Origin of the sequence: Nostoc sp. UHCC 0870 (assembly GCF_022063185.1) — a bacterium.
In the GTDB taxonomy this organism is placed as follows: Bacteria; Cyanobacteriota; Cyanobacteriia; order Cyanobacteriales; family Nostocaceae; genus Trichormus.
The window spans coordinates 1,050,315-1,066,456 of sequence record NZ_CP091913.1 but is presented as its reverse complement, the minus strand read 5'-3'; the positions used below and the strand labels follow the sequence as shown (position 1 = coordinate 1,066,456).

Sequence of the window (16,142 nt, the reverse complement as noted above, 5' to 3'; positions counted from 1 at the left end):
CATATTGTTTCAGAATATAAGGTCTAGACGCAAACTCTAGCAACTTTAAATCATTAGTTAATATCTGACCAGAGAATGAAAATCTCTCTTCCCCAATCCCCAATCCCCATTACCCAATCCCCAATCCCCAATCACTCACAATAATCAATACTCTTGCCTAACCATAAGAAATACTCGGACATTAAGTGTCATTATTGTGATCACGAGCAATTAGAATTAATCTCGGCAATAGTATTGAGAGCAGGTTTATCCCCAGCGTGAAGCTATTTGTATACCATACCCCGGAACTAACTCCAACGGACAAAGCCCCAGACTGCGCGATCGCAGTCGATGTTTTGCGAGCTACTAGCACTATAGCAACTGTCCTCTCTTCTGGGGGCGAAGCTGTACAAGTCTTTAGCGATTTAGATCAACTCATCTCTGTGAGTGAACAATGGCCAGCACAAAAACGGCTGCGAGCTGGAGAACGCGGCGGTGGTAAAGTCCCTGGGTTTGAATTAGGTAATTCACCCCTCGATTGCACACCTGAACTGGTGGAAGGACGGCGTTTGTTTATTAGTACCACCAATGGGACTCGCGCTTTAAAACGGATAGAGGACTCAGCCACTGTGCTGACAGCCGCCTTTATTAACCGCGCCGCAGTTGTAGATTACCTGCTGGAGAAGCAACCCGAAACAGTTTGGATTGTCGGTTCTGGTTGGGAAGGCAGTTTTTCTTTAGAGGATACAGCCTGTGCAGGTGCGATCGCTCATAGTGTCATCGAAAAATCCCAATTACCACCAGAAGAATTAGCTGGTAACGATGAAGTTATTAGTGCGATCGCTCTATACTCCCAGTGGGAAAATAATCTATTGGGTTTATTCCACCACGCTAGTCACGGTAAACGATTGTTACGCCTGGAATGCCATGAAGACCTGAAATATTGTTCCCAAACCGATATTTTAGCTGTTCTGCCCACACAGCAAGAACCAGGAGTGTTTAAAAGTAAAATCTAAATATGTAAAGTCAATAACCGCAAAAATTTCTTGCTTTGTTAACATTAGCCCCTTTCTAGAATTAATTTAGAAAGGGGCTAATAAGTAGTTGGACAGGGGACAGGTGACAGGGGACAGGGGACAGGTGACAGGGGACAGGTGACAGGTGACAGGTGACAGGGGACGGGTGACAGGTGACAGGTGACAGTTAAAAGCCCATTGCCTGAGCGACATCGCTTAATTCTGCCTCAATGCCTTGTTTAAATTGGGAGTGGCTGTGTTTGATGGCTGTATCAGGGTCTTTCAATCCGTTACCGGTGAGGACACATACGACTGTTGCGCCTGTGGGTACTTGGTCTTTCACTTGTAATAAACCAGCGACAGAAGCAGCACTAGCGGGTTCGCAGAAAATGCCTTCTGATGAAGCTAAAAGTCGGTAAGCGTCGAGAATTTCTTCGTCGGTGACGGCTTTAAATTGACCTTGACTGGATGATTGAGCGGCGATCGCTTTGTCCCAACTGGCGGGATTACCAATACGAATGGCTGTGGCTATGGTTTCAGGATGAGTTATTGGATAACCGTTGACTAAAGGTGCTGCACCTGCGGCTTGAAATCCCATCATCCGGGGGAGGCGATCGCATTTGCCGACTTGATGATATTGACAAAAACCCATCCAGTATGCTGTGATGTTGCCTGCGTTCCCGACGGGGATACACAACCAATCGGGAGCATTCCCCAAAGCATCGACAACTTCAAATGCTCCGGTTTTTTGTCCTTCTAAGCGGTAGGGATTAACTGAATTTACTAAGGTAATGGGATAGTGTTCCGCCATTTCCCGAACAATTTCTAAGGCGCGGTCAAAGTTACCTTTAATCGCCAAAACTTCTGCACCGTAGAGTAAAGCTTGCGCCAACTTACCCAAGGCGACGTAACCATCAGGAATCAAGACAAAAGCCTTCATCCCCCCCCGGCGAGCATAGGCGGCGGCGGCGGCGGAAGTATTGCCGGTACTGGCACAAATTACCGCCTTAGCTCCGGCTTCCTTGGCTTTAGTAATTGCCATCGTCATCCCTCGGTCTTTGAAGCTACCGGTAGGGTTTAGACCATCATATTTGACAAATACCCGCACTTGTCTACCGATGCGTTCTGCGATCGCTGGCACAGGAATCAAGGGAGTATTACCTTCTAACAAAGTGACAATCGGCGTAGTTTCGCTAACAGGTAAATACTCACGATAGGCTTCTATGAGTCCGGGCCAGGGTTGGCGGTGAGATTGAGCAATAGACAAGCTTACAGTCACGGGCTTAAAAACTTACTTCAAAATTATATTATGGAGGAATTTGGTAATTGCTCAGGCAAGGAAGGTTAATATTTTTGCGACCTTCTCTTAGTGCTGAGATTTTTTACTTCAGATATTATCTCTTTTTGTACAGCTATTTTACAGTTAATTTTAATTTTATTTAACTGGGGGCTGGGGAGAATAACTAATAACTATTGATTCCCCACTCACCGAGGGCTGTTTCATTAGACCTGGCTTGAAAATAGGGAGTGGGGAGTAGGGAAAATAAATTTTCTAGAGACCGTCAGTTGTTTACTTCTGCAAAATACGCATTAAATAAGATGAAAAGACGAGATAAATTTTCCAGGTAACAGCCCCTCCAATAAGTGCAAAGATCGTGCTAATCCAACCATTCTGTCCAAAAATTATCGCACTGAGTGAATTGAACTGGAAGTGAGAAAGATAAATGAACAACGATGCGCCAGCAATCTGAGACATGGGGAGTTTCAAGATAGCCGGTATCTTAATCAAAGGAAGCCATATTAGCAAAAGTCCTCCGTAGGTAAGGAGTCGATATGGGGCATCAATGCCCAATTGTAGATAGACGACAGTAAGAAAAGTTGCTGATAAAATCAGCTTTGACGACTTAGTTACAAATGTCTGAGTACCTATGCCAAAAGCGAAGAGCCAAAATAACATATGGGGTACTCGGTCAAATAATGGTTTTGTATCCCAAACCATTGGTCCAACTAGGTTTAGAAATATAGAAAGTATAATTAAGCCAACAACAACAGATTCTTGACGTACACTAGATATGCGTTTCTTGGGTATCAAACTAACTACCAATGACATGAAACACATAGTTTGTACGTAGACTTCGATAAACCACACGGTCAAACCTTCGTTCGCGTTAGCCTCAATCAGGTTAGAAATCAAGAGTAGGGATGGGAGATGTAGACGATTGAACAATATCTGGATTAGCAGGAGATAAGCCAAACTTGGCACCGCAATTGTCGCAGCCAGTGCCAGCATCGGTCGAGATGATCCTGTAGCGATAATCTTGGGGATCTGAAATCGGGAAAAATTAAAACCAGCAATCATAAATAACAAAAAAGCACCAGTTCCGCCGTAGTTGAAGTCTGTGAGATGGTCTATAACGATCAACGAAATTGAGATGAATCGAAGCAGAATTTGGGTTTCAATGCTTTGAAAGAAACTGCTTGTCCCTTGCTGCTGTTCGAGTTCGTGAAGGCTTACTTTATACCAGTCTTGTGGTAAGTTGCTAATACTCTTTTCCAGAGCCAGCATCATATCTATGTAGTCTAAAGATGTACCACCAAGGCTCATGAAGGACGACTCTGGTTTAATCTCCTGGTTGGGGAAACGCGCGGCAAAGATATTTCTGACTGTATTTTCTTTGAATTCTGTAGCACCATTAACTATCGTAGCATCTAGTTTTTGTGCTTCTTGCTCGGCTAAACGTGCAACTTCGCTAAAGTCAATCTTGCCATTCGCTTTTCGAGGAATAGTTTCTACAACACCAATATTAATGGAGGCTAAGGGCAAACCAAGCCAATCCGCAACCGCAGTGCGAATGATTGGTACACTGGTAGCATTTGTGGTGAGAATCCACAAATTATCATTATTTCCAGTGCTGACAGCACTGTAGCCATGATCAACTAACCATCCATCAACCGAATCAAGACTGATTCGCAATCCGTATAGCTTAACAAAACGTTTTTTGCGGCCAACAATATAATAAAGACCATTACTAGTTCGGCGCGCCAAGTCTCCCGTATGTAATTCCGTTAAATCATAGCCGAGGGATAAGTCTTTGGCACTTAGAGCATAGCCCATCATTATATTGTCGCCTGTGTAGACTAATTCACCTGTTTCCTCTGAATCTTTAATTTCATGTCCCTGATCGTTGATCAGCCGAAATGTACCTCCTGGGATAGGGATGCCAATGCAATGCAGATTTTCTAATGCGAGGTCTGGTGGAAGATAAGCCATGCGAGCTGTTGCTTCCGTTTGACCGTACATCACAAAAAATTGCCAGCCTTCTTTTGTACTTTGTTCAATCAGTTCCTTGACGCGACTTGGTTCAAGACGTCCGCCGGCTTGCGTTGCATAACGCAAAGTCGGTCGTTCAGATGTTTTCATGCCACTCTTTTCAATTAGTGCATAGCTATGGGGAACGCCTGCAAAGCTGGTGCAATGATATTTATCAAAGAGTTGCCAAAATTCTGGTTCGGCGACGGATTTCTGCGTTAGAACTAAAGAACCGCCAGCTAACAGATGGGAATTGATTACTGACAGTCCATAGGAATAATTCATCGGCAGGGTTGTGGGTGCGCGATCAGCTGAGTTGATAGCAAGATACTCCACAATTGATTTAGCATTAGCCTCAAGGGCGCGGTATGACAGCCGAATAGACTTTGCAGTTCCAGTTGAGCCAGAGGTTGAGAGGATGAGGGCTAAATCAGGGTGTAACTGAACGTTAGCTGCTGATTCGTAAGTTGTTACTATATTGGCAGCAGTATCAACATGATATAAAGCTGAGAATTGAGCCAAAAGGGACTTACTAACTTCAGGCTGTTTTGCTCCAATTAAAATTACTGGGCAACCGGCGCGAAGCGCACTAAGATACGCAACAATAGAATTTAAAGAGTTTTCACATTCAATCAAAGCAACGCCTCGACCTAATGAAAAACGAGATTGAAATACATCGATTAGCTCGTCTAATTGTCTATAAGAAATACTCAGCTCATTTTCAGTAATAATTGCTAGTTGATCATGAAATTGAGAGAAAGATTCAAACATATAATGCGATCGCCTCTTGTTTAATAGTGTTTCCTAATCACATGAGGTATATCATAAGTCCTATCCTTGCTCCGCAGAGAAGTCTGAGCGGCGGTTTCCGCCGAACAGAACTTTTACTGAAAGGTTTGGGGGTGGGGTTCTTGTACCTAACTCAACCAAGAAACGCTATACCATCAAAAACAGAAACGATTTTACCATCAAATCTTCTTTGTATAGGGTTATTAAATTGATATCAACCTAATAATACATCCTTTTTTTATATACATATAAGTTGCATTCTGTCAAAACAAATTAGATGTGTTTCCCCTGGCTATGGTGTAAACACAAGTCTTGGTGCAAGTCTTTGCAAAGGTAACAATCCCACCCATAATTGCTAGCACGATATAAATTCCGAGGAATACTTTATTAACATCAGCCCAGCTAAAATTATACGGAGGTTGAATGATGTTTCTGAACCGCAGGCGAAGAATAAGCCACAGATGGAACATCCAAGACACCATCGCAGGGTATATGTTCATGATGCCCGTCATTCTAGTTTTAGGAACTTTCGTATTACTGCCTATTCTTTACGCTGTGTTTCTTTCGCTGCATAAAGTTCAACTTTTGGGCGGTATTGATTACGAATTTATTGGTTTGAGTAATTTCCAGCGATTATTTACCGATACTAGAGTTGGAATTGCGTTAAAAAATACAGCCGAATACGTGGCAATTGTTGTACCTAGTCAAACTATCTTGGCGTTGATTCTAGCCGTAACTTTAAATTCTGGGATTCATGCTCAAAAGTGGTGGCGCGTTCTCTACTTTTTGCCTACAGTTACATCTTCGGCTGTGCTAACCCTCATCTTTATGTGGATTTATAACACTGATGGGTTACTAAATGATTTTCTCGCCTTTGTAGGACTACCTACTTACAATTGGTTGGGTGATCCATCTGTTGCCCTTAAAGGTATCATGATCATGAATATTTGGTCAACTGCACCATTTTATATGGTGATATATTTGGCAGCATTGCAAGATATTCCCCAAAAAGTTTATGAAGCAGCAGAAATTGATGGGGCTAATGGGTGGCAAAAGTTTATTTACATTACTATTCCCTTACTACAACCTGTGACTTTCTTTGTGGTGGCGATAGGCATAATTGGGACTTTTCAATTATTTGATCAGTCGTATATTTTCTCTGGTGGGACTGGTGGGCCGAATAATGCCACCCTGACTGTCGTGCTGCTGATTTATCAAACTGTCTTTCGCTATTTACAGATGGGATATGCAGCTGCGATCGCATTTTTATTAGCAGTGGTAATCATTGCTGTCACACTACTACAACGACGACTTTTTGGCAGGGAGCAGGTTTGAGTGAGAAAATGTCCTACACCTGAACCATAGAAGTGTCTCTAGGTAACGGTTTTAACGGAAGTAACTGTATTTATCTTTTTTACCTCTTCTCTCCATCGTTGCCATACATGAGAATTTAATGACAAATATTTTGAATAATTTAGTTGACAAGAACTTGCATTAGTATTCTAATAATTTATAGACAACTACTGAGCAGCAATTCTGGGAAGATCATCTTCACAGGAATCAATGCTGGTAGTAACTGCATCCATCTTACTTTTAGGTTATTGCAAATGTAGCTATATCTAATATCTTTTTCTAACAAATTTTAATAAAAATATTTCTCTATTAGTCACAGATATACATCCAAGTGATGCTCAGGCTAGAAGTTTACCCTGTAACACCTCCCAAAGCGAAGAGTTTGGTGTGTCAATCCTGTAATTAAAATACTCCTACTCATCATGTGATTATTTGCTGGTTATTGTTGCGACATTAACCTTTATTTTCCAGTGCCATAAAATCATGAAATCCAATTTACTTTTCATCAACATCCTGTTAATTACTGTTGGTAATTTTGCGGCTGCATCAGCAGAAATGCCCCAATTGCAAGACATTAATTTGCCAAATCATAACGCTGACCTACTCAAACAACAGCCAGAGGAAACACCGCCGGAATGTCCCCCTGAAGATAATCAAGCAGAAGCCAATGATCAAAACTTGCCAGAAGCTTGTCAACAGGAAGAGGAAGAAACTAGCAGTGAAGCAGATAGTGAAGCAGATATTGAAATTACAGTCACAGGAACTCGGACACCTAGATCATTACAAGATTCTCCAGGGACAATTACCATCATTGATGATGACGATATTCAAAATCTTTTTATCCGCGATATCAAAGATTTAATTCGTTATGAACCCGGTGTATCTGTACGCAACCGTCCCACCCGTGCAGGTAATTCTAGTATTAATATCCGGGGGATTGAAGGAAATCGTGTATTAATCCAAATTGATGGCGTTCGTGTACCTGATATTTACTTCAACACTAGCCGAGATTTAGTAGATTTTGAATCTCTGAGCAAAGTAGAAATACTCCGTGGCCCCGCGTCTACTCTCTACGGTAGTGATGCCATTGGCGGCGTTGTTTCTTTTATTACTAAAGACCCAGAAGATTACCTGAGTATTTTTAATCGTCCCTTCTATGTGAGTGGTAAAGTCAGCTACAACACATCTGATTATGGGTTAGCTGAAACTCTTACTTTAGCTGGGGGAGATGAAAAATTATCAGGGTTATTACAATATACTCGCCGTGATCAAAATGAACTGCAAAACTATGGCGGAATTGCACCTAATCCTCAAGATGTAGGGGGCAATAATTTCTTTAGTAAAGTTGTTTTTCGTCCAAATGATAATAATACTTTTAGGCTGACTGGTGAATTACTTGATCGCAACACTGAGACTGATGTCAGAAGTTCTGCGGGGTTTAATCCCTTTACGCGATTAACAACAGTTAGTCAATTTGCAGAAGATGATGTGCGACGAGGAAGAATTAGTTTGAGTCATGACTATGCTAATCCTAATAGTTCATTATTCCAAAACTTAAGATGGCAAGTTTATTACCAAGATGCAGACACCACAGAGGAAGTAGAAACTCGTTTTATTAACGGTGCTAGACAAAACATTCGTCGAGTACAGAAAAATAGTTTTTCTCAACAAATCATTGGGGGAGATGTCCAGTTACAAAGTAATTTCAAAACGGGTAATGTTAATCATCGTCTTACCTACGGGTTTGATTTATTTAATACTGCCACTACCCGTCCCCGTGATGCCACAGAATTTAATCAAACTACTGGTGCAGTGACAAAAAATGTCATAGGTGAACTCTTCCCCAATAAAACATTCCCCGATACCAACACATTAAGGGGCGGAGTTTATGTACAGAATGAAATAGAATTTGCTGATGGCAGAATTACTTTAATCCCAGGAATTCGTTATGACTATTATCAATTAAGTCCTAATAGAGATGATGATTTTAATAGAATCAACACTCAAAATTCTGAAGTGAAGGGTTTTTCTGATTCGGCTATTTCACCACGCTTAGGTATAGTTGCCAAAGTTACACCAGAAGTTGCATTATTTGCTCAATATGCCCGTGGTTTTCGTAGCCCTCCCTACGATGATGCAACACTAGCCTTTACTAATTTTGCTTTTGGTTACACAGTATTACCTAATGCCAACTTAAAACCTGAAACCAGCGATAGCTACGAAGTTGGTATACGGGGTAGTTTCCCCCAAGGAAAATTTAGTCTGACAGGCTTTTACAACCGCTACGATAATTTTATTGAGAATGTACAAGTGGGAGTATTACCCATAGGTGGTAGACCATTCCAACAATTCCAAAGTCAAAATATCAAAGGTGCAACAATTTATGGCATTGAAGCTAAAGGTGAATATCGCTTCAATAATACTTCTGATGGTGTAAGCTTATTTGGTGGTTTAGCTTATGCTGTAGGTGATAACAAAGAAACAAATCAACCTTTGGATTCTGTAGACCCTTTCAAAGCAGTTTTAGGACTTCGCTATCGTTCTCCCGGTGACATTTGGGGGGCAGAATTAGCAACTACTGTTGTAGCAGATAAAGACAGAGTGAGTAGTAGTGATTTTTTTAAATCTAAAGCCTACACTGTTGTAGATTTACTGGGTTACTATAACTTTAACCGCAATACAACTTTAAACCTGGGGATTTTCAACTTATTCAACGAACGGTATATTGAATGGTCTGATGTCCGGGGTGTCAATGCAAGCGATCGCTTCCTCGATTTATATACCCAACCTGGTATTAACTTCGCCGCTAGTCTCACAGTCCGTTTTTAGTTTTGTTGATTTTACCAATTGTTTTAATATGTTTCAACGCTGGATATCATGCTTATTACTTATACTTTTAGTAGCTTGTAGTTCTACGGCTACTCCTGAAGCACAAGTCACCCCCGTAACCCAAAATAATAGTGCAACTTCGCCACAAACATCTGTTAAAAAAGTAGTTGCGCTTTCTAGTATTGCGGCTGATATTATCTACCAATTAGATCAAACTAAATTAGTGGGCATGACTGGTAGTAGTTTATTTCAAAAAGATGCCAGATTTAAAGATATTCCTCGTGTAAGTGAAAATCAAACCCCACCTAATTTAGAAAAAATTATCGCCCTCAAACCAGATTTAGCTATCATCCCAGAGGGCTTTTTTACCAAAGAAGCCCAGAGATTACAAGAACTAGGTATTACTGTATATACTTATAAGCTTGATAGTTGGCAGGCTTTAGAAAAGCTTACGCAAGATTTAGCTAAATATATTGATGCTGACCCCCAGCCTTTAATCAACCGCTATCAAAGTTTTATTGGTACTACTTCTAAACAGAATGTATCAGCCTTGGTATTAGTCAGTCCCCAACCACTTTTATCACCTAATAAAAATAGTTGGGCAGGAGATTTATTGACAAAATTTCAGGTGCAAAATATAACTGGTGATTTACAAGGTAAAAGTCCATTTCGTGGTTATATCACTCTGTCACCAGAAAAAGTTTTAGAAGTGAATCCCGAAGTTTTATTGGTAGTTAATCCGCCACAACAACAATCAGAAGCAGCAGTTTTAGATGATTGGAAAAAACAGTCTTTTTGGCAAAAATTAAACGCAACTAAAAATAACCGCGTTTATGTACTTGATTATTACGGATTTATCAATGCTGGTAGCATTGATGCAATTGAAAAAAGCTGCAAAAAGTTACAGCAAGCTTTATCTGGAGGATAATGTGGTAGGTATTGGTGGGGGGTCACTCATTTCCCACAATACGCCTTGATAACTGATTTCAATTAAAGTAAGTCGATGCAATAAAACCAAACTATGTAAATAAAAGTAAATAAGGCTCAAATTCTTTCTCCCCCTGCTCCCTGCTCCCTGCTCCCTGCCTGATCCCAACCATAATTATTTACACCGACCTACTTACTCATGTTGCGTCATATCTCATTGGCTAAGTTGCTGCTGTATGTTGTGTTGACCACCTATGCAGTAATTACCTTAATTCCCTTTCTGTGGGCGTTGTCAGCATCATTTAAGCCCCTCTCTGAGATTATCAGTGGTGAACCTAATTTTTTCCCGAAAAGTTTTACCCTTGACAACTACAAGCAAATCTTCCTACAAGAACCCTTATTTTTACGCTGGCTATTCAACAGTGTATTGATTGCTGTCAGTGTCACGGGCTTAAACTTGCTCTTCAATTCTATGGCTGGTTATGCCTTAGCTAGACTGCGCTTCGCGGGGAGAAATTTTTGGTTCTTCTTGATTTTGGCGGTGCTAGCTGTACCCGCACAAATCACCCTGATTCCGACATTTTTGATATTGAAAGCCATTGGTTGGCTCAATTCTTATCAAGGCATGATTGTACCTAGTATGGTCAATGCCACTTTTATTTTTATGATGCGGCAGTTTTTTGTTAATTTTCCTAAAGAACTAGAAGAAGCTGGACAACTAGACGGCTTAAACACCTTTGGGATTTTCCGGCATATTATTTTACCTCTAGCCAAACCAGCCCTAGCAGCACAGGCGGTTTTTGTGTTTATGGGTAGTTGGAATAATTTTTTACTGCCAGTAGTCATCTTATTCGATCCAGAAATGTTTACTCTCCCCCTAGGTTTGAACACCTTCAAAGGGCAGTACATCAGCTACTGGAACTACATCATGGCGGCCTCTATGGTCTTCACCCTACCAGCCTTAAGTATTTACGCCTTTTTCAACCGCTACTTTATCCAAAGTGCAGCCTTCACCGGTGGTAAAGGATAGTCATCAGTTATCAGTCCCCGATCCCCATTCCAAATTTTGGGCAACAAATTGCACTCCTAACGTGATATTGGTATTACAGCGACTCAATCTCTATCTGTTAGTTAACACACGTTATGGGTTTTGCAAACCTAGCGATCGCAGAGATATTACTAGACTACAGTGTGACTGTAGCCAAGGGTTTTTCTGTGGCAATCTTAGAGATTGAGTATCACTTTTTTAGCTGTGTTGAGCGTCAAAATCTTTAAGGGGAAACATGTTTAGAAGACTTATTGGCGTTGTTGCCGCTACTATTTTACTGACGTTTCAGTTGGTTGTCGGTAGCGCAACAGCAGTGGAACTAGACGAAGCTACCAGAACAGTGAAATTAAATGCTCAGGGTGATAACGTCACACTGAGTTTAAAACAAGTCAAAGAAGGTAAACGTTTATTTCAATACGCTTGCGCCCAATGCCATGTCGGTGGTGTAACTAAGACCAACCAGAACGTAGGACTTGAACCAGAAGCACTGGCTCTAGCAACACCTAAGCGTGACAACGTTGAAGGTTTGGTGGATTACATGAAAAATCCCACCACCTATGACGGGGAAGAGGAAATTTCCGAATTACACCCCAGCATCAAGAGCGCAGATATTTTCACAGAAATGCGAAATCTGACCGACGATGACCTCAAAGCGATCGCAGGTCATATCCTTCTACAGCCCAAGATTCTGGGCGACAAATGGGGTGGCGGTAAAATCTACTACTAAATTCAGTGCTGTTAGCGGTAGCGGGGCGTTTAGCCCGTGCTGAGTGCTGAGTGCTGTTAGCGGTAGCGGGGCGTTTAGCCCGTGCTGAGTGCTGAGTGCTGAGTTTTGAGTAATAAGACTAGAAATCTGATTGAGTCATCATATTTGGTTTCTCATGATTAATTCCTATATTACCCAACACTCAGAATTCAGAACTCAGAATTTTTGCTACCCATAAAAAACTCAACAGCATTAATAAAAACATAAAAATCTAGTTTTTAGTTAAGTTTTTACTATTGATTTCCGGCTTTTTTTCAAAAAAAAAATTCTATCTACGACAAGTTGTCATATTTGCGCTTGATTTTATTTAAAATGAGATTAGGAAAATGAAAACTGTTTATCTGGGAGAAATCCATGAAATTAATTGCTGCAAGCTGGAAACGCTTTAGCCTAGCTGTATTGACACTTGTTTTAGTTGTGAGCAGTGTCGCCATCTTCACGCCTAGTGCTGCGGCTGAAACATATACAGTTAAACTGGGTACAGATAAAGGAATGTTGGCATTTGAGCCAGCAAAGTTGAGTATTAAGCCAGGCGATACCATCGAATGGTTAAACAACAAAGTACCTCCCCACAACGTTGTGTTTGATTCTGCTCTCAACCCTGCTAAGAGTGCTGATTTAGCTAAAGCACTATCTCATAAACAGTTGATGATGAGTCCTGGTCAAAAAGAAACAACCACCTTCGCCGCAGATGCTCCTGCTGGTGAATACACCTTCTACTGCGAACCACATCGCGGTGCTGGTATGGTCGGTAAAATCATTGTTGAAGGCTAGACCCAATGATTTTTCATGCTCCACGGCTAAATTAGCCAAGAGCAATACTGTAAATTAATGGTGGTGACTAGTCTTATTCCCCCCTCATAAAGAGCAGAAATAGACTTGTCACCACAAATTTTATAGTTTTGCAATTGCTAAAGCCTGGTTCTGAGGAAAATATTTTGAGAATAGTCTTATTAATGTTATTGGTGGCGATCGCTATACTTAAACTTACATTTATTAGTCCAGTTCTAGCAGCAGAAATATCACCAGGTGCTAAAATTTTTCAGAATAACTGTGCTGCTTGTCATATAGGTGGCGGTAATATTCTGATTTCCACAAAAACTTTGCACAAAGAAGCACTGTCAAAGTATCTCAATAACTACAATACTGACTCCATACAGGCCATTATCCATCAAGTAGAAAATGGTAAAAATGCTATGCCTGCCTTCAAAAAAAAGTTAAGTGAGCAAGAAATTCTGGAGGTGGCTGCTTACGTCTTCCAAAAGGCCGAGCAAGGTTGGTGAAAATTGCAAGACTTAAGAACCTCGGTGTCGCGGAGAAACTGAGGTTCTTAAGTTTCATGAATTAATCAACCAATTTTATTGTTTTGAGGTATTGGAGTTTTCCTTTTGCTGTCTAGTCTCACGTAAATTTTGCAACTTCCGTATCAGGTCTTGACCAGATTCTAGTGAAGAAGATAAACCATCTTCGTTTACAGTCTGCTCAGAAGGTGGTTTTACGACTGCATTCGATGCAGGCTGATTTTTGTTGATTTGTAGTTGTGGTAAAGGCTGAGACGTAGCTTCGGTTTTAGGTGTAGCTTGACCATTATTGACACCCGGATTAGTACCTGAATTGGGGATAACTACAGCCGGAGCTTTTTCTTCACTGGTTTCATTTGTAACGCTGCTGCCATGTTGAAAACGTAAGCTAAATGGATAACGGCTGATTTGCTGATCAGGTTTAGGCTTGTTTCGAGTAAAATATTGCCTTGCTTTCAGTTCCAGTTCAGGAGAAACTAACCTGTCTTGAAACTTGATATCTAACACTTTACCTTCGGTGTCTATCACCAACACACCCAATACTGTACTGTCAAGACCTGGTTTTTCTGTAGGGATGATACTACGAATAACTGCTTTTTCTTGCGAGTTGGGGTATTGCTGCTGAAGTGCTTTTCTCAAATTTTCGTATGAAGTTACCTGAGCAATTTCACCCGGTTCAGCTTGCTTTGAAGGCAAATTAGGAATATTTGGAGTATTTCCTTGCTCTAATTTAGGTATGGGTTGATTAGCGAGAGCTAAATCATCTCCGACGTTGGGAGTCTTAGTAATGGGATTAGCTGCATCGCCACCGAGCTGTGTAGTTGCTTGATTGCTATTGGGTGTATTAATAGCAGGTGGAGTAGCAGGCAAATCGTTTGGTAGTGTCGCCGCACCCAATTCTGGTAATTTGTCTACAGATAGAGGTTTTGATGCTTCTGGAACTATCTGCTTGTTATCAAAATTAGGCGGAGTGACAGTAGCGAATTTATTGTTAGCCGGATTGAAGGTAGAATCATCAAATCGGAAATTTCTCTTGGGAGACACCCGCAAAGGCTGACGTTGTGGTAAAGAGGGTATGCGATAATTTTCTGGTATTGTCGCAAGCGGTGGCATTGATAACGGTGTATTTACAGGTGGTGGTAAAGGAGGTAAGACAGTCGTCTGAGCATCCAGATTAGGAATATTATTCAGTTGCGGTTGTTGAGGAAATTGATTTTGTAGTAAAGGCAGTTGTGGTTGTAGTGCAACTGAGTTCATCTCTGGAGTTTGTGGTAGCCGACTTTGATCAGCTTGGCTGAGTTCTAAAACTCCAAATGTTTTTTGTGCAGATAATTCTTTCGGTTGGTTAGAATCTACAGGCATCAATGGCACAATCAATGCAATTGCACCGTGAATGCCAACAGAGGCTATTGCTGCTATCCCAGTTGGTTGGCTAAGGAATTCTGGTATATTTTTTATCAGGGAGACGTAAGACATAGCTGTTAATCGTTCACTCGGCTCGGTTGCAGTTGACTAGGAAAGAAATTTTATCTTGATTGTAATAAATGCGTCCCTTAGAAAAATCATAGCTGTCTATGTTGACGCTCAAAACAGGAGAATGGAAACTTTTTCCACTCTTTAATTTTTAAAGCTATAACGCGTTTTCTTGGTTGCACTGGCTGATGAGCTTGTGAATGAAATGCTCACTAAGAAATTTCCATTCTTATGCGTTGCACCATTCCGCACTATTCCAGCTTAAGCATAGAGTAGTTACCAGTCAGAGCGATCGCATCAGTCTAAGTGCATAAGTCTTTTTACTCAAAACACAAGATTAATTAGTAGTTGCACTTCTGAAAGAAAACTCAAGCTGTGGTGATGAATATCGGCAAGCCGAGATATATTACCATACCTACAACATCTGAAAATGTTGCCTGTTTTGCTATTTCTTCAAGAAACAGGGGTGTAGGGGTGTAGGGGTGTAGGGGTGTAGGGGAGTAGGGGAGAATAATTCCTAATACCACCCATTTTGAATTTTGTTAGCACAGCGTTAGCGAGTCATCGAGCGTCATTTTGAATTTTGAATTGATTATGCCATTACCTATAGTTATTGTGCCGGGATATTTAGAAAGTGCGATCGCCTATCGTCCACTAGAAGCAACTCTTAAAGGGTTAGGTTTCCCAACATTTACAGTCCCTCTTCGTCGGCGTGACTGGATACCCACTATTGGCGGTAGACCCATCACACCAATTTTGCAACAACTTGATCGCACTGTTAAACAAGCATTACAGGAATATAACGCTACTCAAATCAATTTGATTGGTCACTCGGCTGGCGGTTGGATTTCTCGCATCTATTTGGGAGAAAAGCCTTATGCGGTGAATGTCTGGAATGCTCATCCTTTAGTGGCGACTCTCATTACCCTGGGTACACCCCACACTAGCCAGGAACGCTGGACTCGCTTGAATTTGGATTTTGTGAATGATAACTACCCCGGAGCTTTTTATCAAACCGTGCGTTACGTTTGCGTCGCTGGTAAAACGATTTTTGGGGAAAGGCGGCTGGGTAGTTGGTTTGCTTACAGCAGTTATCAATTAACCTGTGGATTGGGTAATACCTGGGGTGATGGAATCACACCTATTGCAGCTGCTCACTTGGCTGACGCAGAAAATTTGGTAATTGAAGGTGTGAGACATTCGCCCAGAAGTCCAGGTATTTGGTATGGTTCGCCAGAAAAGTTAGCAATTTGGGGGCAGTATTTAGTTTAAAAAACTAAGCTCTTAGCAAAAGAAATATAGATATATTAATAAATCTTAGTTATATTGTAATAAAAATACATACTTAATC

Annotated in this window: 14 protein-coding genes; 10 read left to right on the top strand and 4 right to left on the bottom strand. The window is 41.1% G+C overall.

The features are described from left to right. Positions 1–257: 257 nt before the first annotated feature. On the top strand, positions 258–995 hold the full coding sequence (locus L6494_RS04710; protein WP_237991679.1) for a 2-phosphosulfolactate phosphatase family protein: 738 nt from the start codon (positions 258–260) through the stop codon (positions 993–995). Between the two features lie 187 nt (positions 996–1,182). Here the strand turns inward: L6494_RS04710 and thrC are convergent, their stop codons facing one another. After that, positions 1,183–2,274 carry a threonine synthase gene (gene thrC, locus L6494_RS04705; RefSeq protein WP_237991678.1) on the bottom strand — a complete coding sequence of 364 codons (1,092 nt, stop codon included), beginning with the start codon at positions 2,272–2,274 and terminating at the stop codon, positions 1,183–1,185. Between the two features lie 291 nt (positions 2,275–2,565). Then, entirely contained in the window at positions 2,566–5,076 is a 2,511-nt protein-coding gene (locus L6494_RS04700) for an AMP-binding protein (protein ID WP_237991677.1), read from the bottom strand. Positions 5,077–5,520: 444 nt separating this feature from the next. Between L6494_RS04700 and L6494_RS04695 the strand changes: the two genes are divergently transcribed. The 8 genes from L6494_RS04695 to petJ all read left to right on the top strand — a co-directional run bounded on the left by L6494_RS04695 (position 5,521) and on the right by petJ (position 13,300). Further along, positions 5,521–6,429, top strand: coding sequence for a carbohydrate ABC transporter permease (locus L6494_RS04695; protein WP_237995801.1), 909 nt, complete (start codon positions 5,521–5,523; stop codon positions 6,427–6,429). Positions 6,430–6,930: 501 nt separating this feature from the next. Continuing rightward, positions 6,931–9,276 carry a TonB-dependent hemoglobin/transferrin/lactoferrin family receptor gene (locus L6494_RS04690; protein ID WP_237991676.1) on the top strand — a complete coding sequence of 782 codons (2,346 nt, stop codon included), beginning with the start codon at positions 6,931–6,933 and terminating at the stop codon, positions 9,274–9,276. Between the two features lie 28 nt (positions 9,277–9,304). Continuing rightward, entirely contained in the window at positions 9,305–10,204 is a 900-nt protein-coding gene (locus L6494_RS04685) for an ABC transporter substrate-binding protein (protein ID WP_237991675.1), read from the top strand. Positions 10,205–10,402: 198 nt separating this feature from the next. Next, complete coding sequence (locus L6494_RS04680; RefSeq protein WP_237991674.1) at positions 10,403–11,233, top strand: carbohydrate ABC transporter permease; 831 nt, start codon at positions 10,403–10,405, stop codon at positions 11,231–11,233. Positions 11,234–11,346: 113 nt separating this feature from the next. Continuing rightward, the gene (locus L6494_RS30850) at positions 11,347–11,478 is read left to right on the top strand and encodes a hypothetical protein (protein ID WP_269139283.1); all 132 of its coding nucleotides are present in this window, start codon (positions 11,347–11,349) and stop codon (positions 11,476–11,478) included. Between the two features lie 8 nt (positions 11,479–11,486). Beyond that, positions 11,487–11,978, top strand: coding sequence for a photosystem II cytochrome c-550 (psbV, locus tag L6494_RS04675; protein ID WP_237991673.1), 492 nt, complete (start codon positions 11,487–11,489; stop codon positions 11,976–11,978). A gap of 393 nt (positions 11,979–12,371) precedes the next feature. Further along, the gene (petE, locus tag L6494_RS04670; RefSeq protein WP_237991672.1) at positions 12,372–12,791 is read left to right on the top strand and encodes a plastocyanin; all 420 of its coding nucleotides are present in this window, start codon (positions 12,372–12,374) and stop codon (positions 12,789–12,791) included. Between the two features lie 164 nt (positions 12,792–12,955). Continuing rightward, a complete protein-coding gene (gene petJ, locus L6494_RS04665) occupies positions 12,956–13,300 on the top strand; it encodes a cytochrome c6 PetJ (protein ID WP_237991671.1) in 345 nt (114 codons plus the stop codon). Between the two features lie 75 nt (positions 13,301–13,375). On the opposite strand, the gene L6494_RS04660 is transcribed toward petJ, so the two are convergent. Together L6494_RS04660 and L6494_RS04655 are read right to left on the bottom strand one after the other, a co-directional pair. Further along, positions 13,376–14,794: a hypothetical protein gene (locus tag L6494_RS04660; RefSeq protein ID WP_237991670.1), complete on the bottom strand. Its 1,419-nt coding sequence runs from the start codon at positions 14,792–14,794 to the stop codon at positions 13,376–13,378. Between the two features lie 365 nt (positions 14,795–15,159). Beyond that, entirely contained in the window at positions 15,160–15,318 is a 159-nt protein-coding gene (locus L6494_RS04655; protein WP_237991669.1) for a hypothetical protein, read from the bottom strand. 67 nt (positions 15,319–15,385) lie between these two features. Between L6494_RS04655 and L6494_RS04650 the strand changes: the two genes are divergently transcribed. Beyond that, the gene (locus L6494_RS04650) at positions 15,386–16,063 is read left to right on the top strand and encodes an esterase/lipase family protein (RefSeq protein WP_237991668.1); all 678 of its coding nucleotides are present in this window, start codon (positions 15,386–15,388) and stop codon (positions 16,061–16,063) included. Positions 16,064–16,142 lie beyond the last annotated feature (79 nt).

What these genes read in the sequence shown, in the direction of transcription:
- psbV (WP_237991673.1), top strand. Translation starts at nt 11,487, where the DNA reads ATGTTTAGAAGACTTATTGGCGTTGTTGCCGCTACTATTTTACTGACG.
- L6494_RS04700 (WP_237991677.1), bottom strand. Translation starts at nt 5,076, where the DNA reads ATGTTTGAATCTTTCTCTCAATTTCATGATCAACTAGCAATTATTACT.
- petE (WP_237991672.1), top strand. Translation starts at nt 12,372, where the DNA reads ATGAAATTAATTGCTGCAAGCTGGAAACGCTTTAGCCTAGCTGTATTG.
- L6494_RS04695 (WP_237995801.1), top strand. Translation starts at nt 5,521, where the DNA reads ATGTTTCTGAACCGCAGGCGAAGAATAAGCCACAGATGGAACATCCAA.
- L6494_RS30850 (WP_269139283.1), top strand. Translation starts at nt 11,347, where the DNA reads ATGGGTTTTGCAAACCTAGCGATCGCAGAGATATTACTAGACTACAGT.
- L6494_RS04690 (WP_237991676.1), top strand. Translation starts at nt 6,931, where the DNA reads ATGAAATCCAATTTACTTTTCATCAACATCCTGTTAATTACTGTTGGT.
- L6494_RS04660 (WP_237991670.1), bottom strand. Translation starts at nt 14,794, where the DNA reads ATGTCTTACGTCTCCCTGATAAAAAATATACCAGAATTCCTTAGCCAA.
- L6494_RS04680 (WP_237991674.1), top strand. Translation starts at nt 10,403, where the DNA reads ATGTTGCGTCATATCTCATTGGCTAAGTTGCTGCTGTATGTTGTGTTG.
- L6494_RS04685 (WP_237991675.1), top strand. Translation starts at nt 9,305, where the DNA reads ATGTTTCAACGCTGGATATCATGCTTATTACTTATACTTTTAGTAGCT.
- L6494_RS04650 (WP_237991668.1), top strand. Translation starts at nt 15,386, where the DNA reads ATGCCATTACCTATAGTTATTGTGCCGGGATATTTAGAAAGTGCGATC.